Annotated in this window: 29 protein-coding genes; 18 read left to right on the plus strand and 11 right to left on the minus strand. The window is 66.9% G+C overall.

Translation table 11 applies throughout. The features are described from left to right. Nucleotides 1-58 precede the first annotated feature (58 nt). A complete protein-coding gene (locus WJ12_RS21220) occupies nucleotides 59-343 on the plus strand; it encodes a hypothetical protein (RefSeq protein WP_059556357.1) in 285 nt (94 codons plus the stop codon). A 235-nt stretch (nucleotides 344-578) separates the two neighbouring features. Continuing rightward, nucleotides 579-782, plus strand: coding sequence for a cold-shock protein (locus tag WJ12_RS21225; protein WP_034189689.1), 204 nt, complete (start codon nucleotides 579-581; stop codon nucleotides 780-782). 202 nt (nucleotides 783-984) lie between these two features. On the opposite strand, the gene WJ12_RS36015 is transcribed toward WJ12_RS21225, so the two are convergent. Next, nucleotides 985-1,197 (minus strand): hypothetical protein, encoded by a 213-nt coding sequence (locus WJ12_RS36015; RefSeq protein WP_034189688.1) that lies wholly within the window; start codon nucleotides 1,195-1,197, stop codon nucleotides 985-987. Between the two features lie 248 nt (nucleotides 1,198-1,445). Here WJ12_RS36015 and WJ12_RS21235 point away from each other — a divergent pair, with 248 nt between their 5' ends. The 4 genes from WJ12_RS21235 to WJ12_RS21250 are packed head-to-tail and all read left to right on the plus strand — an operon-like array spanning nucleotide 1,446 to nucleotide 2,463. After that, nucleotides 1,446-1,730 (plus strand): hypothetical protein, encoded by a 285-nt coding sequence (locus WJ12_RS21235; RefSeq protein WP_034189783.1) that lies wholly within the window; start codon nucleotides 1,446-1,448, stop codon nucleotides 1,728-1,730. Nucleotides 1,731-1,777: 47 nt separating this feature from the next. Next, nucleotides 1,778-1,987 carry a hypothetical protein gene (locus WJ12_RS21240; protein ID WP_034189782.1) on the plus strand — a complete coding sequence of 70 codons (210 nt, stop codon included), beginning with the start codon at nucleotides 1,778-1,780 and terminating at the stop codon, nucleotides 1,985-1,987. Between the two features lie 47 nt (nucleotides 1,988-2,034). Continuing rightward, nucleotides 2,035-2,247, plus strand: a complete 213-nt coding sequence (gene rpsU, locus WJ12_RS21245) for a 30S ribosomal protein S21 (RefSeq protein WP_034189687.1) — start codon at nucleotides 2,035-2,037, stop codon at nucleotides 2,245-2,247. A 9-nt stretch (nucleotides 2,248-2,256) separates the two neighbouring features. After that, complete coding sequence (locus tag WJ12_RS21250) at nucleotides 2,257-2,463, plus strand: hypothetical protein (RefSeq protein ID WP_034189686.1); 207 nt, start codon at nucleotides 2,257-2,259, stop codon at nucleotides 2,461-2,463. 189 nt (nucleotides 2,464-2,652) lie between these two features. On the opposite strand, the gene WJ12_RS21255 is transcribed toward WJ12_RS21250, so the two are convergent. After that, nucleotides 2,653-3,633, minus strand: a complete 981-nt coding sequence (locus WJ12_RS21255) for a LysR family transcriptional regulator (RefSeq protein WP_059556356.1) — start codon at nucleotides 3,631-3,633, stop codon at nucleotides 2,653-2,655. A 102-nt stretch (nucleotides 3,634-3,735) separates the two neighbouring features. Between WJ12_RS21255 and WJ12_RS21260 the strand changes: the two genes are divergently transcribed. Continuing rightward, complete coding sequence (locus WJ12_RS21260; protein ID WP_059556355.1) at nucleotides 3,736-4,110, plus strand: nuclear transport factor 2 family protein; 375 nt, start codon at nucleotides 3,736-3,738, stop codon at nucleotides 4,108-4,110. A gap of 165 nt (nucleotides 4,111-4,275) precedes the next feature. Here WJ12_RS21260 and kdgT read toward each other — a convergent pair whose 3' ends face one another. Next, complete coding sequence (gene kdgT / locus WJ12_RS21265) at nucleotides 4,276-5,295, minus strand: 2-keto-3-deoxygluconate transporter (protein ID WP_034189680.1); 1,020 nt, start codon at nucleotides 5,293-5,295, stop codon at nucleotides 4,276-4,278. Nucleotides 5,296-5,575: 280 nt separating this feature from the next. Here kdgT and kduI point away from each other — a divergent pair, with 280 nt between their 5' ends. The 4 genes from kduI to WJ12_RS21285 all read left to right on the plus strand — a co-directional run bounded on the left by kduI (nucleotide 5,576) and on the right by WJ12_RS21285 (nucleotide 8,624). Beyond that, nucleotides 5,576-6,412, plus strand: coding sequence for a 5-dehydro-4-deoxy-D-glucuronate isomerase (gene kduI, locus WJ12_RS21270; protein ID WP_034189679.1), 837 nt, complete (start codon nucleotides 5,576-5,578; stop codon nucleotides 6,410-6,412). A gap of 4 nt (nucleotides 6,413-6,416) precedes the next feature. Next, nucleotides 6,417-7,223: a 2-dehydro-3-deoxy-D-gluconate 5-dehydrogenase KduD gene (gene kduD, locus WJ12_RS21275; RefSeq protein ID WP_034189678.1), complete on the plus strand. Its 807-nt coding sequence runs from the start codon at nucleotides 6,417-6,419 to the stop codon at nucleotides 7,221-7,223. 58 nt (nucleotides 7,224-7,281) lie between these two features. Continuing rightward, complete coding sequence (gene kdgR / locus WJ12_RS21280) at nucleotides 7,282-8,163, plus strand: DNA-binding transcriptional regulator KdgR (RefSeq protein WP_059556354.1); 882 nt, start codon at nucleotides 7,282-7,284, stop codon at nucleotides 8,161-8,163. 83 nt (nucleotides 8,164-8,246) lie between these two features. Then, nucleotides 8,247-8,624: an SH3 domain-containing protein gene (locus tag WJ12_RS21285; protein ID WP_167361892.1), complete on the plus strand. Its 378-nt coding sequence runs from the start codon at nucleotides 8,247-8,249 to the stop codon at nucleotides 8,622-8,624. A 31-nt stretch (nucleotides 8,625-8,655) separates the two neighbouring features. Here the strand turns inward: WJ12_RS21285 and WJ12_RS21290 are convergent, their stop codons facing one another. After that, a complete protein-coding gene (locus tag WJ12_RS21290) occupies nucleotides 8,656-10,260 on the minus strand; it encodes an EAL domain-containing protein (protein WP_059556352.1) in 1,605 nt (534 codons plus the stop codon). On the opposite strand from WJ12_RS21290, the gene WJ12_RS36450 reads away from it, so the two are divergent. Both WJ12_RS36450 and WJ12_RS21295 read left to right on the plus strand, forming a co-directional pair. Next, entirely contained in the window at nucleotides 10,217-10,699 is a 483-nt protein-coding gene (locus WJ12_RS36450) for a hypothetical protein (RefSeq protein WP_167361890.1), read from the plus strand. The genes WJ12_RS21290 and WJ12_RS36450 overlap by 44 nt on opposite strands. Beyond that, entirely contained in the window at nucleotides 10,699-10,998 is a 300-nt protein-coding gene (locus tag WJ12_RS21295; RefSeq protein ID WP_059556351.1) for a hypothetical protein, read from the plus strand. The genes WJ12_RS36450 and WJ12_RS21295 overlap by 1 nt, the downstream gene beginning before the upstream one ends. Nucleotides 10,999-11,015: 17 nt before the next feature. On the opposite strand, the gene WJ12_RS21300 is transcribed toward WJ12_RS21295, so the two are convergent. Next, nucleotides 11,016-11,321 (minus strand): hypothetical protein, encoded by a 306-nt coding sequence (locus WJ12_RS21300; RefSeq protein WP_034189673.1) that lies wholly within the window; start codon nucleotides 11,319-11,321, stop codon nucleotides 11,016-11,018. Nucleotides 11,322-11,371: 50 nt separating this feature from the next. Beyond that, the gene (locus tag WJ12_RS21305; RefSeq protein ID WP_059556399.1) at nucleotides 11,372-12,418 is read right to left on the minus strand and encodes an AraC family transcriptional regulator; all 1,047 of its coding nucleotides are present in this window, start codon (nucleotides 12,416-12,418) and stop codon (nucleotides 11,372-11,374) included. 94 nt (nucleotides 12,419-12,512) lie between these two features. On the opposite strand from WJ12_RS21305, the gene WJ12_RS21310 reads away from it, so the two are divergent. Next, nucleotides 12,513-13,529 (plus strand): sterol desaturase family protein, encoded by a 1,017-nt coding sequence (locus tag WJ12_RS21310; RefSeq protein WP_059556398.1) that lies wholly within the window; start codon nucleotides 12,513-12,515, stop codon nucleotides 13,527-13,529. 36 nt (nucleotides 13,530-13,565) lie between these two features. Continuing rightward, nucleotides 13,566-14,246 (plus strand): alanyl-tRNA editing protein, encoded by a 681-nt coding sequence (locus tag WJ12_RS21315; RefSeq protein WP_034189672.1) that lies wholly within the window; start codon nucleotides 13,566-13,568, stop codon nucleotides 14,244-14,246. Between the two features lie 24 nt (nucleotides 14,247-14,270). On the opposite strand, the gene WJ12_RS21320 is transcribed toward WJ12_RS21315, so the two are convergent. From WJ12_RS21320 to WJ12_RS21330, 3 genes are all read right to left on the minus strand, one after another. Then, on the minus strand, nucleotides 14,271-15,914 hold the full coding sequence (locus tag WJ12_RS21320; protein ID WP_069245814.1) for a histidine-type phosphatase: 1,644 nt from the start codon (nucleotides 15,912-15,914) through the stop codon (nucleotides 14,271-14,273). Between the two features lie 179 nt (nucleotides 15,915-16,093). Further along, on the minus strand, nucleotides 16,094-16,528 hold the full coding sequence (locus WJ12_RS21325) for an HAD family hydrolase (RefSeq protein WP_034189670.1): 435 nt from the start codon (nucleotides 16,526-16,528) through the stop codon (nucleotides 16,094-16,096). A gap of 324 nt (nucleotides 16,529-16,852) precedes the next feature. Continuing rightward, nucleotides 16,853-18,211, minus strand: a complete 1,359-nt coding sequence (locus WJ12_RS21330; protein WP_059556349.1) for an NAD(P)/FAD-dependent oxidoreductase — start codon at nucleotides 18,209-18,211, stop codon at nucleotides 16,853-16,855. Between the two features lie 100 nt (nucleotides 18,212-18,311). Here WJ12_RS21330 and WJ12_RS21335 point away from each other — a divergent pair, with 100 nt between their 5' ends. Further along, nucleotides 18,312-19,265, plus strand: a complete 954-nt coding sequence (locus WJ12_RS21335; protein ID WP_034189668.1) for a LysR family transcriptional regulator — start codon at nucleotides 18,312-18,314, stop codon at nucleotides 19,263-19,265. A 20-nt stretch (nucleotides 19,266-19,285) separates the two neighbouring features. On the opposite strand, the gene WJ12_RS21340 is transcribed toward WJ12_RS21335, so the two are convergent. Then, nucleotides 19,286-19,483: a hypothetical protein gene (locus WJ12_RS21340; protein WP_059556348.1), complete on the minus strand. Its 198-nt coding sequence runs from the start codon at nucleotides 19,481-19,483 to the stop codon at nucleotides 19,286-19,288. A 192-nt stretch (nucleotides 19,484-19,675) separates the two neighbouring features. Between WJ12_RS21340 and WJ12_RS21345 the strand changes: the two genes are divergently transcribed. Together WJ12_RS21345 and WJ12_RS21350 are read left to right on the plus strand one after the other, a co-directional pair. Continuing rightward, nucleotides 19,676-20,599, plus strand: coding sequence for an AraC family transcriptional regulator (locus tag WJ12_RS21345; RefSeq protein WP_034189666.1), 924 nt, complete (start codon nucleotides 19,676-19,678; stop codon nucleotides 20,597-20,599). A gap of 133 nt (nucleotides 20,600-20,732) precedes the next feature. Beyond that, nucleotides 20,733-21,620: an NmrA family NAD(P)-binding protein gene (locus WJ12_RS21350; protein WP_059556347.1), complete on the plus strand. Its 888-nt coding sequence runs from the start codon at nucleotides 20,733-20,735 to the stop codon at nucleotides 21,618-21,620. Nucleotides 21,621-21,645: 25 nt separating this feature from the next. On the opposite strand, the gene WJ12_RS21355 is transcribed toward WJ12_RS21350, so the two are convergent. Beyond that, the gene (locus WJ12_RS21355; protein WP_034189664.1) at nucleotides 21,646-22,848 is read right to left on the minus strand and encodes a benzoate/H(+) symporter BenE family transporter; all 1,203 of its coding nucleotides are present in this window, start codon (nucleotides 22,846-22,848) and stop codon (nucleotides 21,646-21,648) included. Between the last annotated feature and the right edge of the window lie 19 nt (nucleotides 22,849-22,867).

Below are 22,867 nucleotides of genomic sequence, written 5' to 3' on the forward strand. Positions count from 1 at the left end.
TGGTTCGCGTCGACACGAGCGAGATCGGCAACGTACCTCCGGAAGAAACGGCGTGCCCATGAAAATCGATCGCAGTGCCATTCCCTGTTATCTCGTCCTGCGTGCCGGCTGGGCGCCGTACGTATTGAATGAAGATCGCCGGGTGCTTCGCCGCGACGCGAGCCCGCTGTTGCGGGCGTTTGCACGGTCGCGCGGCCGGTTCGCGCATGTCGACGGCGTCGCATGGAACATCTTCTCCGACACCGAGGGCCTGTCGGCGATCGAGCGTCGCGAGACCGCGTTCTTCGCGTTGATCAACGGCACCGAAACCGAACATCAGTTGCGCTTGCTGGCGTCCCTCTGAGCGTGTCGTCGGGACGGTGCGAACGACGGCCGCGCGTTCTGCCCCTCGACCGAAAGCGCTTGACACACCTGTTGACGAGGCGTACTGTCGGCCGCGTAAGTATTCAAGAAGCGCGATTGCTGCTCATCATCGACCGCAGCCTGCGGTATTCGTTGTCCTCTCCCTCCTTGATTATTTTTTTGTGTCCGCGTCTTTTCGGATGCGTGCGCTCGTCCATATTTTCAGGAGATCTAACATGGATAACGGTACCGTCAAGTGGTTCAACGACAGCAAGGGTTTCGGCTTCATCACGCCCGACAGCGGCGGCGACGATCTGTTCGCCCACTTCTCCGAGATTCGCGGTGAGGGCTTCAAGACGCTCGCCGAGGGCCAGAAGGTCAGCTACGAGACGAAGACGGGCCCCAAGGGCCTGCAGGCAGCGAACATCACCCCGCTGTAATTCATTGCCCGGGTGCGTCAGCATCGTTCATGAGGCGGCGCGTCGTCGCCGCTTCACGGGTGACGCACCGCCGTCGAACTCGCGCGCATGCCGATCCCGGGCATGCATCGCCGTGCGCGTGTTCGGCCGCGCGCGCGATTTGACGCGTCACGCTCATCGGATCGCGCAAGCGGTGCGGCAGGAGAACCCGCATGACCCGAAGTCAGTCCCGCAGCAACAAGCCGCCGCCGCGCGCCAAGCCGGCCATCATGCTGCCCAGGCTCGGCACCGCATTGAACTGGGTGCCGCCCAAACCCGCCGCACTCACGAAATCGCGCCCGAAGAAGCGCTTGCCGGCGCCGTAATCGCGATCCGGATCGGATGGCGCGGCGAGTGTCGGCTTCGTGGCCGGACACCGTGTGCCGTCCGGCTGCACCCGCGCGCCTGGTCGCGCGCAACCCGGAATTAGTTGGGCGTCCGACAAACGATGCGCGTATGATGGGTTCATTCGAGCCGGCATCCGCCCACCGGCCGCTCGCCCCTCCTAATACCCGCTTGCTGCATCGCCCCGCCTCCGCGCTGCAACGTTGTCCCATTCACCCTACCTGCCCGCCCCGCAACGGGGATGCAGGCCGGATGTGTTCGCCCATGCGATGCGCCGTGGCCGAACGCCAGGAGTTCGTCATGAGCATGCATATCTACCGTGGATTCGAGATTTATCCACTGATTTACCCTCACGTGCCGGCGCCCAATGGCAGCCCGCACAACTACGATGCCGGTTTCGACGCGGCGGTCAAGATTTGCCTTCGCGGCACCGACGATACGCTGACCCGCAGCCAGACTTTCATGGTGCGTGAGCGTCGCCCGTTCGACAACGCCGGCGACGCGCGTCGCGCTTCGCTGCGCTTCGCCGAGAGCATCATCGACAGCAATCGCGACAAACAGGATTTCTTCGCCGCCTCGCTTTGATGCGACGCGGTCGGGCAATGCAATGCGTGATGAATTCGGAGAGCGAAATGATTGTCGATGAACTGCTTGGATTGATCGGACGACGCGAGGTGACTTGGACGGGCACGGCCGTGCCTGCCGGAGTCGCCGATTCGGCGCTGTGCCATCAGCAGGAACTGCAGATGTTCGCCGCGGTACGCGCACTGTCGATCGGAGCCGGATATTCGGAATTCGAGTCGGACGGGATCGCGAGTGCCGTCATGACACGGCTTGGCTAGTTTTGCGTTCCCCCTTTCCCTTTTCCTTTCCCTGAAACAGGACCCTGATGACAACCATTACGCTGAAGGTCAACGAACCGATCGATGTCGCGCTGCGACGATTCCGCCGCGGCATCGAGAAAACCGGGCTGATCCGGGAACTGCGCAGTCGCACCGGCTATGAAAAGCCGACGACCGAACGCAAGCGGAAAAAGGCCAGCGCCGTGGCCAGGCAGCGCCTGCGTGCGAAGCGCATGCTGCCGCCGCGCAAAATGTACTAGGAGAACATCGTGTACAACATGCCGGCCGAGGCACCCCCGTTCTTCCCGTTGACGAAATGTGAAGTCGATCTCGATCGGCAGAAGGACATGGTGACACTGCTGCCGAGCTTCTATGCGTTCGGATGCGAGTACACCAGCCGCGGTTTTCTGATCGGGCGGGACGATGCGTTCAAGCTGATCGCCGCGCTCGAGAAGGCGCTCAGCGTTCAGGGGTGAGGTGGGCGGCGGCTCCGCACCGTCCTCGTCGCACAAGCCTCTCTTGCTCGATCGCGTCACCGTGCCCGGCTCGCGCCGCGAACCTCGGCAGTACCCGCCGACACGCTGGCCGCCCACATCGCCGTCCCAAGGCAAGCCGTTGCGACGATCGCCGTCGCGGCCGGCACCCTCGGCATGAACGCCGGAAAACTATGCGCGATGCAGCGTTTCGAGCACGGCCGATGACGGCCGCTCGCCAGCGCCATGGCCCTTCGACTGCAGCCCGGGCATCATGCCGACGACAAAGTCGATGAACGCTCGTACCTTGGCCGGAACGTGACTCCGGCTGGGGTAATAGACATAAAGCGGGAACGTCTCGTCGCTCCAGTCCGTCAGGATCGGCTCCAGCGTGCCGGCACGCAGGTGCGCGTCGATTCCGAGGTCGATCAGCTGGGCGATCCCGAAGCCTGCAACGCACGCGCCGATTTTGGTTCCCGCATCCGTGACGGTCAGATTCCCGTTGACAGCCACTTTCACTTTCTCGTTGTCGCGCCAGAATTCCCAGTCGAAGGGCCGACCGGTAGCCGGATCGATGGCCAGGATGCATTCATGGCCGTCGTCGACCAGATCCTGCGGCGACCTCGGTCGGCCGCGTTGCGCCAGGTAGGACGGCGCGGCCACCGTCAGGACCCGCGGGCTGTACAGCCTGCGACAGACCAACGTGGAAACGGACGGCGGCCCGAATCGTATCGCGAGATCGAAACCGTCGCTTACCAGATCCGACAGGTCGTTCCGGGTTTCCAGCTTCACATGAAGCGCCGGGTAATCCTTCATGAACTGGGCCAGCTCCGGCGCCAGCACAAGTCGAGCGAACGCCGCGTCGCACGCCACACGGAGCGTTCCGTTGACGACCGAGGTCTGGCCGGCGGCTTCGGCGGTCGCCTCTTCGATTCCCTGGAGCAACGGCCGCACTTTCGACAACAGCGCGTGGCCAGCGTCCGTCACTTCGACGTGCCGGCTGGTGCGATGCACGAGCTTCGCGTGCAGGCGGTCTTCCAGTCGCTGAATGGCGCGACTGACCGCCGGCTGAGTCCTGCCCAGACGGGATGCCGCACGGCCAAAGCTCCCGGATTCGGCGATGGCCGCAAGCACGAGCAAGCCGCCGACAAGTCCTCCGTCGAGGTCTTCCATGATCCATGAGTTCCTGTAATGGCAGCGATAAACGGGCCGCCGTAGCCGAGGCGAGGACGATCGCTCACTATACGAGCCGTTCACTCTCGAGGAAAGCCAGTCATGACCCAGACCCAAGCCGTCGTCGCGTTGATCGAGGATTACTTCAATCTGGCTTACGAGCCGAGGAGCCGTGACTTCAACAAGGTCTTTCACCCGAGCTGCCTGATTCAGTGGCTGGACGAAGGCCGGCTGCGCACGCTGTCGTCGTCGGAGTACGAGGCGCTCGTCAACGGGAGACCGAGCCCCCGGTCAACCGGCGCACCCCGAGACGACGCGATCCTCTCCATGGCGCACGTCTCGGACGGCCTTTCGACGGCCACGGTGCGGGTGCGGATCGGAAGCCGGCTGTTCAACGATCACTTCGTCATGCACAAGGTGGACGGCAGTTGGCTGATCGCCACCAAGGCGTCCGCCATCGTGCATACGTTCGACTGAAACGTGGCGTAGCGCCGCGCGGCTGACGCGCGTCCGGGTCCGGAGTGCGCGCCGACACCAACGAACAAAACCCTGGGAAACGCGTCGATTTCCCGGGGCTTTCATGTCATCGAACATGGATCGACCCGCAGCCGGAACCTGAAAGGCGGGCTCGAACCTTCCCTCTCAAACATGCCCTTCATGTTCGATCGGCGCGCCATGCCCGGCCCGCGCCGCAACGATGATCGGCATGCCTGACATCCTGGCCGCCCGCTTCGCCCACATTGCCGTCAGGATCGGCACGAGAATCGCCGTCACGAGGCAAGCCGTCGCGACGATCGCCGTCGCGGCCGGCACCATCGGCTTGAACTTCGGAATCATCTCGCCGATGATCGCCGGGTTCGCCACGGCGGCGCCCGCCGTCGACGACGCGGCGAGCCCGGCTGTCCCGTTGCCGCCGCCCACGAACTTGTCCGCGAGAATCAGCGGCACGCCCGTCACGACGATCACCGCGAGCCCAAGCGCGATGCCCGGCAGCCCGCTCTTCGCGATCACGTTGAGATCGATGCCGTTGCCGAGCGCAAAGCCGAAGAACGGGATCAGCGGATGCACGCAGCGCCCGAACAGCTCGCGCAGGTCTTCATCGAGGTTGCCGAGCGTGAAGCCGATCAGGAACGGCAGCACCGCGCCGACGAAGAGCCGCGTCTCGAATACCGCGACGCCCGCCGCGCCGAGGATCAGCATGCTGACGAGCGGCCCCGATTCGATCGACATCAGCACGAACGCACCGGCTTCTTCCTTGCTGCCGTACTGCTGCATCACGGCCGCATAGAGGCCGCCGTTGGTCATGTCCATCGACGTCGTGATCGCGAGCAGCGACAGGCCCGCGAAGAGGCCCGTGCGGATGCCGTCGTCGGGGATGAACCGTGCGGCGATCAGGGTCGCCAGCCACGCGACCACGATCTTGGTCGCGAGCAGCGTGCCCGATTTGCGCAGCACGACGCCCGTCGCGCGCAGGTTGATCGTCGCGCCCATGCAGAAGAACCAGACGGCGAGGATCGGCACCGTGCCCGCGATCAGGCCGTTGGTGAACGAGCCGAAGTACTTCCCGGCGTTCGGCGCGAACGTGTGCACGCACGCGCCGAGCAGCATCGGGACCAGCATGAGCCCGCCCGGTATGCGGTCGATGGCCTGTTTCAGCTTCACGTCTCCTCCGTGGACGTCGATGCGTCCCGTTGTCGAATGATGTCTGCTGACTGACTATAGGACATTATTCGGAACGTCGGTCCGTTTTTATTGTTTGGAACGGTAATCGTATACCAGTATCACTATAAATAGCTGATAAAAAAGGGAATTTCGCTATCGTTGTACGGCGGGCTATTTTCGGATCGACGTTCCGAATTTGCGGAATCTGTGCTTCAATTCATCGTATGACCACCGCCGGCACGCACGTCGGCGGCGTCTTCTTCCCCAACGGAGAGCCGGCATGGAAGTGCGACAGGGCATACACGGCGAACACGCGAAGACGCTCGATACGGCCGGCCTGCGCCGGCATTTCCTGGTGGAGAACGTGTTCGCTCCGGACGCGCTGTCGCTCACCTACAGCCACATCGACCGGATCATCGTCGGCGGCGCGTGGCCGGCCACGCGGCCGGTCGAGGTGCCCGCGTCGCTCGGCGCGGCGATGGGCGTGAGCCATCTGCTGGCGCGTCGCGAACTGGGGGCGATCAACATCGGCGGCCCCGGCTGGGTCGAGGTCGACGGGCAGCGCCATGCGGTCGGCACCGAGGAGGCGATCTACATCGGGCAAGGCGGGCAGGGCGTCGTGTTCGGCAGCGACGATCGCACGCGTCCCGCGAAGTTCTACCTGAACTGCGCGCCCGCGCACACGGCCTGGCCGACACGCACGATCACGCTCGCGCAGGCGTCGCCCGAAACGCTCGGCGATGCGGCCACGAGCAACCGCCGCACGATCTACAAGTTCATCGTGCCCGACGTGCTGCCCACCTGCCAGCTGTCGATGGGGATGACGAAGCTCGAGCCCGGCAGCCTGTGGAACACGATGCCGTGCCATACGCACGAGCGCCGGATGGAGGTGTATTTCTACTTCAACCTCGCCGACGATGCGGCCGTGTTCCACCTGCTCGGCGAGCCGCGGGAAACGCGTCACGTCGTCGTGCACAACGAGCAGGCGGTGATCTCGCCGAGCTGGTCGATCCATTCGGGCGTCGGCACGAAGGCGTACACGTTCATCTGGGGCATGGTCGGCGAGAACCAGGTGTTCAAGGACATGGATCACATCGCCGTTGCGGACCTGCGCTGACACCATGAAACGCGATACGCCCGATCTTCCCGGCGTCGACGCGCGCCCCGCGCGCGCCGGCCTGTTCGACCTGACCGGCAAGGTTGCGATCGTCACCGGCTGCAATACGGGGCTCGGCGCCGCGATGGCCGTCGCGCTCGCGTCGGCCGGGTGCGACATCGTCGGCGCGAACCGTTCGGCCCCGGCCGAGACCTCGGCGCGCGTCGAGGCGGCCGGCCGGCGTTTCGCCGACGTGCGCGCCGACCTGTCGACGCTCGAACCGGTCGAGCGGATCGTCGGCGGCGCGGTCGATGCGTTCGGTCGCGTCGACATCCTCGTCAACAACGCGGGCATGATCCGCCGCTGCGATGCGCTCGAATTCACCGAAGCCGACTGGGACGCCGTGATCGACGTGAACCTGAAGAGCGTGTTCTTCCTGTCGCAGGCCGTCGCGCGGCAGATGGTGAGGCAGCGGCGCGGCGGCAAGATCGTGAACGTTGCGTCGATGCTGTCGTTCCAGGGCGGCATCCGCGTACCGTCGTACACCGCATCGAAAAGCGGCGTGCTGGGGCTCACGCGCCTGCTCGCGAACGAATGGGCCGCGCGCGGGATCAACGTGAACGCGATCGCGCCCGGCTACATGGAGACCGACAACACCGCGCAACTGCGCGAGGACAGCCGGCGCAGCGACGAAATCCTCGGACGCATCCCGGCCGGCCGCTGGGGCGTGCCCGACGACCTCGCGGGCGCGGCCGTGTTTCTTGCGTCGCCTGCGTCGGACTACGTGCACGGCCACACGCTCGCCGTCGACGGCGGGTGGCTCGCGCGCTGATCGCGCTTCGCGGCGGACGCGTTATGCTCTCCCGATTCGCACTCACGGATTCACGGACATGACAGCAACGCCCAGGCAGCGCAAAGGCGATCAGCCGAACCTCGGCGCCGAAGCCGACCCGTCGGCGGCCGGTGCCGCCGAAAAGGCCGATTCGGTCGCGGCCGTCGGCAAGGTCTTCACGATCCTCGCCGCGCTCGGCGATCGCCGCGAGATCGGCATCAGCGAGTTGTCGCAGCATCTCGGCATGTCGAAGACCACGGTGCATCGCTTCCTGCAGACGCTGAAGACGCTCGGCTACGTCGCGCAGGCAGGCGAGACCGACCGCTACCGCCTGACGATCCGGCTGTTCGAGCTGGGCAGCAAGGCACTGGAGAGCGTGGACCTCGTGCGCGAGGCCGATCTCGAGATGCGCCGCATCGGGCAGCTGACACGCGAAGCCGTGCACCTCGGTGCGTTCGACGAGGACGCGATCATCTACATCCACAAGATCGACGCCGATTACGGGCTGCGCATGCAGTCGCGGATCGGCCGGCGCAATCCGTTGTACAGCACGGCGATCGGCAAGGTGCTGCTCGCCTGGATGACACCCGACGAAGCGCGCGCGGTGCTGGCCGGCATCGAGTTCAGGAAGTCGACCGCGAAGACGCTCGTGTCGGCGGATGCGGTGATGAGCATCCTGCCGCACGTGCGGCAGCAGGGCTACGGCGAGGACAACGAAGAGCAGGAAGACGGCCTGCTGTGTCTCGCGGTACCCGTGTTCGACCGTTTCGATCGCGTGATCGCGGGGTTGTCGCTGTCGTTCCCGACGATGCGTTGCGGCGCGGACACGAAAGCGCATTATGTCGCACTGCTGAAGGAAGCCGGGCAGGCGATTTCCGCGCGGCTCGGGCATCGCCCGCACGCGGCGGCCGTCGAAGCGGCCGCGGTCGTGCACGACTGAACACGCCGCGGGCGGCGCTACAATCGGTGCCGCGCCGGTCGCGCACCGGCGAACCCCGAACACGACGACCTGAAGGACGAACCATGCGAATGAACATGTGGATGCGCACGTGCATCGCGCTGCTGGCGATCGGCGCGAGCCTCGTCGCGAACGGCGCGCAGGCAAAAAGCGCGGTGGATTGCGGGAAGCTCGATGCGGCCACGAGCGGCCCGGACGACAACTTCCGGCCGCCGGCGTCCGGTACGGTCATCGGCGCCGGGCGCGCATATTTCTACTCGGCACCCGACGCGCAGTGCATGACGAAGCGAACCTTCATCGTCCCGGGCGATTCGGTGACCGTCTACAAGTCGCACGGGCGCTGGTACAACATCATGTACGTGAACGGCAAGACCGGCGACGACTTCGAGGGCTGGGTCGAACTGGGCCGCGTACGTCTCGGCGGTCAATACGGCGCACAGTGACCGCCGGCGGTGCGTGTCGGGCCCGGTGCCGCTACGACGACACCCAAGCGAAATCGCGTTTCAGGTTCTCCGCGCGCTGCGGCCGCCGATACAGATAGCCCTGTGCATACTGAATCCCGATCGTATGCAGCGCGCGATGCTGCGTTTCCGTCTCCACGCCTTCCGCGATGATCTTCAGGTCGTAGTGGTGCGCGACGGCCGCGATCCCCTCGATCAGCCCTGCGCCGCCGTCGTTCAGCTGGGCGACGAACTGGCGATCGATCTTCACGTAGTCGAACGGAAAACGCGACAGCACATCGAGATTGCTGTGATGCGTGCCGAAATCGTCGATCGCGAACTTCGCGCCTTTCGACCGGAGCGCGTTGAAGACCTCGGTGGTCCGCGCGTTCTTCTCGAGCAGGATGCGTTCGGTGACCTCGAGCACCAGCGTGAAGCCCGGCGGCAGCGCGCGGATCGCTTCCTCGACGACGGATACGAAGCGCGCGCGCTCGAGATCCTTCGGCGCGATGTTCACCGCGATGCGCAGCGGCGCGGACGGCGTCAGCGCGGTCAGTTCCGACACGGCCGTCCGCAGCACGAATTCGGTCACCTTCGGCAGTACCGTGCTCGCTTCCACCTGCGGGATGAACACGGCCGGGCTGATGACTCCCCACTTCGGATGCTGCCAGCGCAGCAGCGCCTCGACACCGACCGTCCGGCGCGTCTGCACGTCGACGATCGGCTGGTACACGACGTGAAACTCGTTGCGCCTGAGCGCATGGCGAACGGCCTTCAGCAACAGCCGCCGCGGCGCCATCGCCAGCAGGTAGGCGGCCATCACGAGACCGTCGGCCAACAGCACGATCGTCATGCCGATCAACCGGTAGTGGCCCTGGACGTGCGAGGCGTACTGAGCCGATGCGGCGACCGACACCGTGAAGGGCCAGCGTTGCGACGCGATCGTGGTGCCGCCGGCGGGAGCGTGGTCCGATTCCGGCGCGAACTTGCCTTGCTGGTCGAGACGGCCCGATCCGGCGATCGACAGCGTGGCGGATTCCGTCCCGCTGCGGGCGCTCGGCGCGAGTGCATCGACCACGTAGTCGCCTTCGATCAGGTACAGGACACCCGCGCCACGCGCGGTGGCGCGATACACGGCCAGCACCGGAATGCCGCGCTGAAACGGCGTCTGGCGCAGCAGCGTGACGATCGTCGCGCCCGGTTCGGGCTCGCGCGAGTATGCGTCGAGCGGCAGGTCGATCGCACCGAGCGCCGACGAGCACATGACGCGGCCGTCGTTCACCAGCGCGACGGCGCGCAGGTAGCGCAGGCGAGTGCCCACTTCGGCCAGCGTCCGGAATACCGACGCGCAAGGGCGTCCGACGAGCGCGGTCAGCTCGTCCGCATGTCGCAGGCGGACGCCGTCGAGGATGCGGTTCACCGTCGCCACGATGTCGTTCGCGACGACGCGTTCCTGCGTGGTGACGGCATCGCGTGCGTAGCGATCGGCCAGTACGATTGCGCAGGCGGGCACGAGCACGCAAACGATTACCGCGACGAAAAAGACCGCCCGCGGCCATGTACCGCTACGCTGGAAAACGGACTTCGAGCCTGGTATGAGCGCCGACATTCCCGCGGTTGCCCTTGATGTTGTACGCATGGAGAGGCATGTCGAACCGGTCGGTGCGCATGCGTCATGCCTGGTCCGGGCGATCCGGTTCGCGTATCGGCATCGCGATGCGAACCGGCGCGACGATCGCGCTGGGCAGCGGCGGCAGGCCCGTCGCGATCGGCCGTTCGATCCGACGGCTCACGTCTCTGACGAGTGCATTTTGCGCATCCATATTGACGTAGCACACCGAAAAAACCCCCGGCCGCATGGTCATGCGGCCGGGTCGAAAGACACCGTCTCTTGGCACGAGGATGGTGCGCGGCAAGTATATGATGTGGCGCGCTATTACGAAATATTATTGATTAAAAATTGGTGCAGTTTTGTGATTGCGTCTAAAAAAGAAACATTGCCGCGACATACCGTTTTAGGCGGGTCGCCGCGAGCGCGCGGGGGGCTGTTCGCGCGTCATGCCGGAGTTTCGCAATGATGGAAGAAGATACCGCTCCTACGACGGTCATGGTGACCGATGGCGCTGCCGCCGCGGATGGCGGCTCGCTGTGGATCCAGATTTCGATCGACGGACAGGTCCGCAACTATCTGCTCGATCGCGCACTCGCGTCGCGCGGTACGCCGCGCTACGACACCATCTGCGGCGCACACGGGGTACTGTCGAAAGGAGAGCGAAAGGAATTGCGGGGATGGCTGGCGCGTATCGCCGACCCCGCGATGTGGGCCGGCATCGTCAGCACGTTCGTGGAGGTGCTGTCGCGGCCTGACGCGGAATGAGCGGCGCCGGCCGCGACTCAGAAATCGTTGCGCATCTTGTGAAGCAGCGCGCCGGGCGACTGGTGCGTGTCGACCGCGGTCAGGACGTCGGTCAGGAACCATGGCAGGTTCAGTTGCGTATCGGAATCGCCGACGCATACGCGGATCGGCGGCGCCTTCGACGGCGAGCGGACGTCCTGCGTGGCCTCCCGCGACGGCACGCAGTTTTTCGCGTGCGCCTGAACGGGAACCGGCGCGGCGGCGCCGGGGAGCGCGCCGGCGTCGGCGGGCACGCTGACAGCGGCAAGCAGGGTCAGGACAGCAGCAGCGGTAACGCGTTTCATGAGGATTCTCCGGCGATGTCCGTTCGACCGTGCCGGCGGGCGCGAGTTCGTCAGCCGCGCGCGACGCGGGCCGCCCGCAGCGGCTGTCGGGCGCGCCACTGCTGAGGCGATTCACCGGTCCAGCGCCGGAACGCGCGCGTGAATGCGCTGTGTTCGGAATAGCCGAGCAGCCAGGCGACTTCCGCGAGCGTCAGCCGCGGATCGTTCAGGTGGTCGATCGCGAGCCGCCGCCGCGTGTCCTCGCGCAGGGTCCTGAAATTCAGCCCGAGTTCGGCCAGCCGGCGATGCAGCGTGCGCGACGACACGTGCAGCGCCGCCGCGATCGGCTCGATGCCGGCTTCGCCGTGCGTCAACAAGCGCGCGACGGCTTCGCGCACCGACTGTTCGAGGTCGTCGGCCTGCCGCAGCTCGGCGAGCAGCGCGCTCGCCTGGCGCTCCATCATGTGCCGCAGCGCGTCGTCCGGCCGTTGCAGCGGCTGCGTCAGCAGGTGCAGCGGAAACGCGAGACGGTTCACCGGCTGGCCGAACCGCACCGGGCAGCCGAAGTAGTCGATGTACGGTTGTGCGTCGCGGGGCGACGGATGCACGAAGCAGACTTCGTCGGGCCCGTGGCGCGTGCCGGTGATATTGCGCGCGAACTGGACGATGGCGGTCAGTGCCACTTCGTCGACGAGCGGGCCGAGCGGCTCGGGCGCATCGTGCCATTCGATCGCGACCGACGTCGCCTCGACGCGCACTTCCATGCGCGCGACGTTCGCGATCAGGTGTTCGTATTGCTGCCAGCGCGCGAGCGCGGCGCCGGCATCGCGGCACGCATGCAGCGCATAGCCGAGCGCGCCGAGATGCGCGGGCGTGATCCGCTGGCCGACGTGCAGGCCGAGCAGCGGATCGTCGAGCGCGCGGGCCGCGCGTTCGAGCAGGCCGCGCCAATGCGCGCTCGCGTACAGCGTCAGCCCGCGATCGTCCTCGGGCGGCCGCGCCTCGCCGAGGACGCGCGGGGCATCCTGGCCCTGCCCGGACAGATAGTCGAACAGCAGCCGCACGTAGGTGCTCGAGTAGTAGACGCGCTGGGTCGCGAGCGGGGAGGCGGCGGGCATGGCGGAAAGTGTCAAGTAATCGTCGGCAAGTGTCAACGCGAGCGGACCCGTGCGCGACCATACTGCGCGGCAGTTCCCGATCGAGGCCGCCGACATGCCGAACGAGTTGATGACGTGGCTCCACGCGTTCCTGGGTAACGACGTGGACTGGAAGCAGGTGCTGTTGATCGGCATGACGCCGGTGTTCCTGATCGCGTTCGCGATCGAATATGCGGTGATGACCGGGCGCGGCCGCCGCGAGCCGTTTCGCTGGAAGGAGATCGTCGCGAACCTGTCGCTCGGTGCCGGCTACCAGGTGGCCGAGACCGTGATGGGGCTGCTGTTTACCGGCGCGATCTTCGCGTGGGTCCATCGACACCGGCTGTTCGACGTGCCCGTGAACAGCTATACGGTCGTGCCGATTTTCGTCGTCGTGGAATTCTGCTACTACTGGTTTCATCGCACGTCGCATCGCGTGCGCTGGTTCTGGGCCGCGCACGTGCCGCACCACAGCGGCGAAGTGATGAACTTCACGACGGCGATGCGGCAGTCGCTGCTGAATGCGTTCGTCGGCGTGTTCGTGTTCTACCTGCCGCCCGTGTGGCTCGGCATCCCGCCGGCCGTCGTGCTGTTCCTGCTCGCGGTCGATCTCGCATACCAGTACTTCGTGCATACGGAAGCGATCGGGCGGCTGCCGCGCTGGTTCGAATACGTGTTCGACACACCGTCGAACCATCGCGCGCATCACGGCCGCAATCCGCGTTATATCGACAGGAACTATGGCGGCGTGCTGATCATCTTCGATCGCATGTTCGGCACGTATGTCGAGGAAACGGAACCGGTCGACTACGGGATCACGCAGCAGATCCGTTCGTACAACTTCCTGGTGCTGAACGTGCACGAATTCGTCGACATGTGGCGCGACGTGTTTGCGCCGGGGCCCGTCATGCAGCGTGTGAAACACCTGTGGATGCCGCCCGGGTGGGAGCGGCCGGGGCATCGGCCGATCCACACGTGGCGCGTCGAGCGCAAGCGCGAGGAAGACGCGATGGCGCCGCGCGACGCACCGGCGGAGGGTGCGACGGCAACGGGGCGCAAGATCGTACAAGCCGCCCGGACGCGTTCGGGCTAAGCTGGGCGTTTTCCTCGGCGAAAGGCGTGGCGGGCGATGACAAGGAAAATGTTCTGGGACGATCCCTACCGGACCACACTGGATACCGTCGTCACGCACGTCGACGGCGATCGCGTGCGGGTCGACGCAACCATCTTCTTCGCGTTTTCGGGCGGCCAGGAAAGCGACGCGGGATCGCTGGGCGACTATCCGGTGATCCGCGCCGACAAGCAGGGCCTCGACATCGTCTATACGCTCCCGCATGATCACGCGCTGCGCGTCGGCGATCGTGCGACCTGGCGCATCGACTGGGCGCGCCGGTACCGGCTGATGCGCCTGCACTTCGCGGCCGAAATGGTGCTGCAACTGGTCTACCGGCTCAGGCCCGGCATCGAGCGCATCGGCGCGCATATCGCGCAGGACAAGGCGCGCATCGACTTCGCGAGCGACACGAGCCTGTCGCCGCTGTTCCCGGAGATCGAATCGGCGGCCGCCGACCTGTCGAGGCGTGACCTGCGCATCGTGACCGACTTCAGCGATGTCGATGCACAGCGCCGGTTCTGGGCGGTCGACGGCTTTGCGACGATGGCCTGCGGCGGCACACACCCGGCGACGACCGGCGAGATCGGCATGCTGACGCTCAAGCGCAAGAACATCGGGAAGGGCAAGGAGCGGATCGAGGTCATGCTGCTCGATCCTCAGGTAGCGAGCGGGCACGCGATGATGCGACTTGCGTGACCCGCACCGCGCCTCATCCTCGCGTCACTGATACCCGTAGCACTGCTTCAACCCCGTGTAGTCGTAGAAGTGGCTGGCCGGCGCGATCTTCGCGCCGTCGCACGCAGCCTGAAAATCCGTCTCGCGCTCGTTGTACAGCATCTTCACGATCAGCCGCGATCCGTTGCGGTAGACGTCCCACTGCAGGTTCGCCGCCATCGGCGACACCTGGTCGCCGCGCCACGGGTTGTTCGCATAGGTGTACGTCTGCGCCTGCGGCGTCGGCACGAACACGTTCTTCAGGTTCATGACCGATGCGAACGGAATCACGATCTCCGCGTGCGTGAAGCGCAGCTTCGCGGCCCGCGTCAGGTCGCCGCGGGCGATCGCGTCGACTTCGCCGAAGAAATCGTCCTGCAGCACCTTTGCCATCCGGTACGTGACCGGGTTCGCTTCCTGGATGCCGGGCCCCTTCTGGTAGTAGTCCTCGGCATCCTGCAGGTACGCGAGATACTGCGCCTGCTCCGCGCCGATGTACTTCTCCATCGTGACGCCGCCGGTTTCCGCGGTCATCGCGGGCGCGACCTGCAGCAGGTTGTACAGCACGTTCACCGCATCGACGGCCGTCGCGATCCTCGTCTTTCCGTCACCCTTCAGCGTATTGGTGAACTTGCCGTCCGTCGACGTGAACGCGTAGGTTCCCGTGTTCGCGAACGTGTAGCCGTCGCTGCCGAGCTTGGCGATGAAGGCCGGCGACACGAGTGCGGACAGCACCGTCTGCGCGACGTCGGCCGCCTGCGGTGCGGCCTTGATCGCCTTCAGCTTCGCGGCGACCGTCGCGTCGTTCGCATAGGCCTGGTACGCCTGGCTCGCCTGATAGGTCGCGTAGTACGGATCGCTCGTATCGGTGACGAGATCGGTGGCCGGTTTCAGCGAATGGAAATACAGCAGGAAGCGGTTGGTGCCGGCCGGCTGCGCAACCGGCGCGCTCGCCGGATAGCCGGACGGCGCGGCCGGCAGCGTGATGGCGGATGCCAGCGCCGGCCGGGCGGCGACGAGCGCCGCCGAGAAATACGTCGAGCTGTCCACCGCGCGATCCTGGCCCGAGTTGACGACGACGACCTGCCGGGTGCCCGCCGCGAACAGCGCGGGCAGCCGCTGGGCGAGACGGGCGGCGAGCTGCTGGTGTTCGCGGATGCCGGTTTGCGTGAGGTTGCCGTATCCGGGCGTCGAGATACCTTGCACGCCGTAGCCGAGCAGCGCGTTGGCCTTCATCATCGCGTACGTGTCGGCCTTGAGCTGCGTGCCGAGCGCGGTCAGCGCGCCGTCGGCCTCGGCCTTGAGCAGCATCGCGTAGATCGCGCCGTCGTACTTGAAGCCCGACAACCCGCGCGAGCCGTGGCGCGCGACGAGCTCGGCATAGACGGGCGCGTAGCCGGCGGGCGGCGCTTCGTACGTCGCGGCGTCCTGCTGCGGGCGGTACGGTGTCTTCGTCTGGTAGTAGGTCGCGGGCGCCGGTGTCGGCGTGGGCTGCGGCTGCGGCTGCGGCTGCGGCTGCGGCTGCGGCGCGGGCGTCGTGCCGCCGTTGTCGGCCGAGGTGGCGGGCGGCGTCGATTCTTCCCCGCCGCAGGCGGCGAGCAGCAGACAGGCGATCGTGAGGGCGGCGGCGGTGCGGGTCGGGCGTGTCATCGTGGCGAGCGGCGGACGGACGCATGCGGATGCGCGCCGTTCCGTTTCCGGGAGAGTGGGATCGAGCCCGGAAGTGTGGCAAGCGACTTTGACAGCGGAATGTCAGGGTTCGGTCGGGCAATCGTCGGATTGCCGCCGGATCGGCGCCGGCCGGTCGCCGCCGGCCGCCGTGCCGACGTTCAGTGGAGCCCGGCCGATGCGATCGAGCGCACGGTGTCGGTGATGTTCACGCAGCGCGACAGGCCGAAATGCTCGGCTTCGCGGCGCTCCGGTTCGCTGCTTGCGATCGCGACCGCGCGTTCGGGCGGCACGCCGAGCGCCTGCAGCGCGACGTCGAACGGATGCTGATTCGATCTGGAGTCCTGCTGATCTGAATCGGTGACGACGACCGAGAAGCGGTCGAGGTGCGCGCGGCCGAACTGGCCTTCGAACATGTCGCTGAGCCGGGCGGCCGGCAGCGTCGTGACGAGACCGAGTCGATATCCTTCTTCCGATGCGCGATCGAGCCACTGGATGATCGCGTCGCGCTGATGGCGCGATTCGCGCGAATCCGGTGTTGCTTCGATTTGTGCGAATGCTGCGTCGAGACGGGTGACGATGGCTTCGATGACCACGGTGATTCCTCTTCAGAGACGTGATGATCCGTTCGCCGACGGGAATGCCACACACCTTAGCGTTCATCTTGAAAATACGACCAATTAATATTTATAGGTGACTCATATGATATGGCTTATGAATGAGGTGGCGCGCCAGAGCGGGCGCGGGGTGCGGGCCGCATGGTGTTTCCCGCGCGCATGACGTCGCATCGACGGCGTTCGACGTGATGCACCAGCGTGGCGCGCGGTTTGAATGCATTCGGCATATGCATATAAGAAAACGGCATATCGAGCGATGGCCGCCCGGCATGCCGTCTTGCGATGCCGCGTGCGTGCCGTCGATCAGTGCAGCTTGATCGACGGCTGGTTGCGGCTTTGCAGCCAGTGGCTCAGCGACTGGAACAGCGCGCGCTTCGCGCCGACCACGCTGAACAGGTGCTTGCGATACAGGAACTTGTACAGTCCGATCGCGGCGAGCCCGTCGACGATCAGCGAGCGCGAGCGCATGCTGATGTCGGCCTGGTACACGGCGCCCGCATGGCCGAGCGACACGACGGTGCCCGCATCGTGGAACGTGAAGCCGGCCACCGGCTTGCCGGCGATGCGCCGCGCGAATGCGTTGACCAGATACACGGCCTGCTGGTGCGCGACCTGCGCACGCGGCGGCAGGAAGCCGCTCGCACCCGTCGACGGGCACGCGGCGCAGTCGCCGAACGCGTACACGTGCGGATCGTCGGGCGTCTGCAGCGTGTCGGTCACGATCACCTGGTTCGAGCGGTTGAGCGCGAGGTCGCCGATGTCCCGCAGGATCGCGGGGCCCGCGACGCCGGCCGCCCAGATCGTGATGTCGCTCGCGAGCCGTTCGCCCGTCGCGGTCGTCACGGCGTCCGCGCCCACTTCCGCCACGCGCGTGTCGGTCAGCACGTCGACGTTCAGCGCGCGCAGTTGCGCGTGCATCTTGCCGGAGAGCCGTGCGTCGAGCGCCGGCAGGATGCGCGGGCCGCCTTCGATCAGCCGGATGTGCACGTCGCGTGCGGACACCAGCGCCTTGAAGCGGTACGTCGTCAGCTGCTGGACCGCGTGGCGCAGCGCGGCCGCCAGTTCGACGCCCGTCGCGCCCGCGCCGATCACGTTGATGCAGATCGGTGCCGCGCGCCGCGCGGGCTGCTGCTCGGCCAGGTGATTCGCCTTCGTGCAGGCCGCGAGGAACTTGCGGCGGAAATCCTCGGCCTGGTCGAGGTTTTCGAGCGGCAGCGCATGGCGGGCGGCGCCCGGCACGCCGAAGAAGTTCGTCACGCTGCCGACGGCGAGCACGAGGTCGTCGTAGCCGAGTTCGCGCCGCGGCAGGACTTCGGTGCCGTCCGCGTCGTGCACGGCCGCGATCGTCACGGTGCGTGCCGCGCGGTCGACCTGCTGCAGCGCGCCCTGCACGAAGCGGAAGCCGTGGCGCTTGGCCTGCGCCGCGTATTCGATCGTGTGCGAGGCCGGATCGCGATGGCCCGATGCGGCTTCGTGCAGCAGCGGCTTCCAGAAGTGCGTCGGATAGCGGTCGACGAGCACGATGTCGGCCTGGCCGCGGCGTCCGATCGTATCGCCGAGACGCGTGGCGAGCTGCAGGCCGCCGGCGCCGCCGCCGACGATCACGATGCGCGGCAGGCGCGGTGCGCGGTCCGTTGCAAGGTTGGGCGTGGTGTTGTCCATGTGGGGCTCCCGCTGAATGACGATTCGGATGACATTGCTCAAGAACCGACGATATAGTTTGGCACCCACTCGAACAATTTAATGTTTATAAGCGACTCATATGTATTCACTTATAGGAAAGACCGCGACGTTCCGGCAGCTGAAGGCGCTGGACATGATTGCGCGGCTCGGCAGCGTGTCGCGCGCGGCCGAGGAGCTGAACCTGACGCAGCCGGCCGTGTCGCTGCAGGTTCGCCTGCTGGAGGAGGCCGCGGGCGCCGCGTTGCTGCAGCGGGTGGGGCGCGGCGTGCAGCTGACCGCGGCCGGCGAGATCGTGGCGCGTTATGCGCGCGAGATCCTGCATCTGTGGAGCGAGGCCGGCGACGAAGTGGCCGCGTTGACGGGCGATCTCGGCGGCACGTTGCGGATCGGCGCGATCACGACGGCCGAGTACCTGATCCCGCCGCTGCTCGTCAAGTTCACCGCGACGCGCCCGCACGTGAAGACGTATTTCAAGGTCGGTAATCGCGACGACATCATCCGCATGCTCGCGACGCATGAAATCGATCTCGCGGTGATGGGCAGCGCGCCCAAGGAACTGCGCACGCACGCGGTCGAGTTCGCGAAGCATCCGATGGTGTTCGTCGCGGCGCCCGGCCATCCGCTGATGCAGCGCAAGCGCGTCGCGCTGAAGGATCTCGAATCCGCGCACCTGCTCGTGCGCGAACGCGGCGCGGGCACGCGCTCGACCGTCGAGAGCCTGTTCAAGAACGCGGGCCACCGGTTTCATGTGGGCTCCGAACTGTCGAGCAACGAGGCGATCAAGCAGATGGCCGAAGCGGGGCTCGGCATCGCGTTCCTGTCGTTGCACGCGTGCGCGCTCGAGCTGCGCACGGGGCTGCTCGGGCAACTGCCGTTCCCCGGCAACCCGATCGAGCGCGAATGGTATGTGGTCACGCTCGCCGACCGGCGCATCTCGCAGGTCACGGGGCTGTTCCGCGACTTCCTGATCAAGCAGGGCGCGCCGGTGATCGACGGCGCGACGGTGGCGCCGCACGATCGGCGGCGCAAGTAGGCGAACGCATCGACTGCCGGTCAGACGAGCCCGAAGTCGTCGTTGCTGTCGGGAATCGACGCGAGCAGCCGTTCGAGCCGGTACCCGCCGACGACGCGCACGCACCAGGCGGCGATGGCGGTGCGGCGAGTGCGCGGGCGGGGATCGGACGCTGGGCGGGCGGCGCTGGCAGGCGAAGGCGCGATGAACGTCGCGCGCAGCGGGCAGGAATGGGGCATGGCGGGCTCCGTAGGTGTCGGATGGGGCGATCGTAAGCGCCGCGGCGCCCGCTGGCGCGCACGCAAGGATCGTCCCGAGCAGAAACGGATGATCTTTTTCCGCTCGGTGCCGGGACGGCCGCCCAGGCCCGGCGCGCGGCCCGAAAACGCGTCACAATGCGCGTTCGAACCACGAATGGGTGGAGCCCAGCCATGAGCGATCCGATTCCCGCCGCGCCGCCGGACAACGGCGTGCCGGTCAGTTTGCGTTCCAGCCGCGGGCTCGGCTGGCGGGGCTTCGGCGCGGCGCTGCTCGACATTCGCGCCGGCACGTACCGGATTCCGGCCGCCGAGCATCACCGCATCGGCGTGCACATCGGCGGGCCCGTCCGCGCGGATTGCGTGTGCGACGGCGAGCGCGTGTCGCGGATCCAGGCGCACGGCGACGTCGACGTGATTCCGGCCGGCCTGCCCGGCCAGTGGACCGACAGCGCCGACTGCCGGATCCTGCACATCATGCTCAGCGACACGTTCGTGCGACGCACCGTCGAGCACCTCGAACTGAAGCCGTCGCACGCGCAGATCCGCCGGCGGCTGCAGGTGCGCGACCCGCGGCTGCAGCACATCGCGTGGGCGATGGCCGCCGAGCTCGAAGCGGATGACGCGTCGGACCCGCTCTATGCGGAAAGCCTGTGCACGGCGCTCGTCGCGCGGCTGGTCGACGGCCAGCCGGCGTTCCGCGAACGCCGGCGCACGCTGGCGCCGAAGGCGGCCGCGCGCGTGATCGACTATGTCGAGGCGAACCTCGAGCGGCGCATGACGCTGGCCGAACTCGCGGCGCTCGTGTCGATCAGCGTGCCGCATTTCAAGGTGCTGTTCCGCGAAACGCTCGGGATGCCCGTGCACCAGTACGTCGTGCGGCGCCGGGTGGAGCGCGCGAAGGCGCTGCTGCTCGAAGGCCGGCTCAGCATCAGCCAGATCGCGCTCGAAGCCGGGTTCGCGCACCAGAGCCACATGGCGAACTGGATGAACCGCGTGCTCGGCGCGACGCCGACGGAGATTGCGCGCTCGGGCGCGCGGGGCCGGTTGCGGCTGGCTTATGACGGGGAGGACGACGTGAAGCCTGCGCGCCGATAGCGGCCCGGCGGGCGGATTGCACGAACGGCGCTCGCATCCCGTCATCCTTTCCTGCGCGATTCATCCCTCCCTGCGCGCCTTTCCGGCCGCGCATGCCGACAATCACGACACCTTCATCCCCCAGGAGCGGATCGTGTTCGTGATCTTCGGAGCATCAGGCAACGTCGGCCTGTCGACCGTGACGACCTTGCGCCAGGCCGGCCATGCCGTGCGCGCGGTGCTGCACGACGCGCGTCATCGTGACCGTTTCGTGCAACTCGGCTGCGATGTCGCGATCGCGGACCTGACGGACGAGAATGCCGTCGCCGCAGCGATCGACGGTGCGCAGGCCGTGCAGATCCTGTGCCCGGTGCCGGTCGCCGATCCCGATCCGGCCACGACGATGGCGCGGACGATCGACGTGGCGGCCGCCGCGCTCGCCGCGAACCCGCCGCCTGCGCTGCTCGCGTTGTCGGACTACGGAGCGGAGCTCGAAGGCAATACGGGTATCACGCGTCTGTTCCATGATTTCGAGGAACGTCTGAAGACGATCCCGACGCGACTGACGCTGCTGCGCGCCGCCGAACATCTGCAGAACTGGGCACGCGTGCTGCCGGTCGCGCTCGGCGCCGGCGTGCTGCCGAGCTTCCATCATCCGGTCGGCAAGGTGTTTCCGACGGTGTGGGCGCCCGATGTGGGCGTCGTCGCGGCGCGGCTGCTGCTCGATGCGCCGGAAGGCGGCAACGGGCCGCGCATCGTCAGCGTCGAGGGGCCGCGACGCATGAGCGTGACGGCGATCGCGGAGACCCTCGGCGCGGCGGCCGGCCGTGCGGTCGTCGCGCACGAACTGCCGCGCGAGACATGGCAGGCGACACTGCTGCGCGCCGGGCTCGGCGAGCGCCATGCGCAGCTGATCGTCGATCTGTACGACGTGCACAACGCGGGGCGGATCGACGTCGAGGCCGACGTGTCGGAGCGGGCTTACGGGACGACGGCACCGGAGGACGCGCTCGCGCAACTGGTGCGCCGGCATGCGCGTTGAGTGAAGCAGCCGCACGCGGCGCGCATCACGCGGGCCGGCGCACCTTGTTCAGCACCGCATACGCCACCGACCCGATCACGATCCCCCAGAACGCGGACCCGAGCCCGAGCCACGTCATCCCCGACGCGGTCGCGAGGAACGTGATCATCGACGCTTCGCGGTGGTGCTCGTCCTCGAAGATTCCGTGCACGTTCGCACTGATCGCGCCGATCAGCGCGAGCCCCGCGAGGATCGCGACGAACGCCTTCGGCAGCGCGAAGAACACCGTGACGATCGTGCCCGCGAACAGCCCGCCGAGCAGGTAGAACGCGCCGTTCGCGAGGCCGGCGACGTAGCGCCGGTCCGGATCCTCGTGCGCGTCCTTGCCGGTGCAGAGCGCGGCGGTGATCGCGGCAACGACGATCGTGATCCCGCCGAAGCACGCGACGACGAGCGACATCACGCCGGTCGCGGCGATGATCGGGCGCGCCGGTGTGGGATAGCCGGACACGCGCAGGATCGTCATCCCCGGCAGAAACTGGCCGGTGAGGCTGACGACGACGAGCGGCAACGCGAGGCTGAGCGTCGTGCCGAGCGTCCATTCGGGGGCGATGAAGACCGGCCGCGCGAGGCTCGGCGACACGTTGCCGAGATGCGTCATCCCGAGCAGCGTCGCGAGCGCGGCGCCCGTCAGCAGCACGAGCACGATGCTGTAGCGGGGCAGCAGGCGCCGGAAGATCACGTAGGCCGCGATCATGCCGAACGCGAGCACGGGTTGCGCCGACGCGGCGGAGAACGCATGCATGCCGAACGGCAGCAGGATGCCGGCCATCATCCCGCACGCGATGCCGCGCGGGATGTGGCGCACGAGCCGGTCGAAGTAGCCGGTGACGCCGATCAGCAGGATGATGACGGCGGCCGTGATGTACGCGCCGACGGCCTGGTTGAGCGTCAGTTGCGGAAACAGGCCGACGAGCAGCGCGGTGCCGGGCGCCGACCACGCGGTGACGACCGGTACTTTCAGCCTCCAGCTCGCGAACAGGCCCGATACGCCCGCGCCGATCGAGATCGCCCAGACCCACGACGACACCATCGCATTGGACGCGTGCGCGGCTTGCGACGCCTGGAAGAAGATCGCGAGCGGGCCCGCATAGGAAATCAGGACCGCGAGAAAGCCCGCGGTGATCGCGGACACGGACCAGTCGTTGCCGATCGTGCGGATCGCGCCGGGCGGGGAGTTCGGTTGCATCGTCGTCGGGAAATGCGGC

The sequence above is a fragment of the Burkholderia seminalis genome (genome assembly GCF_001718535.1).
Taxonomy (GTDB): domain Bacteria; phylum Pseudomonadota; class Gammaproteobacteria; order Burkholderiales; family Burkholderiaceae; genus Burkholderia; species Burkholderia seminalis.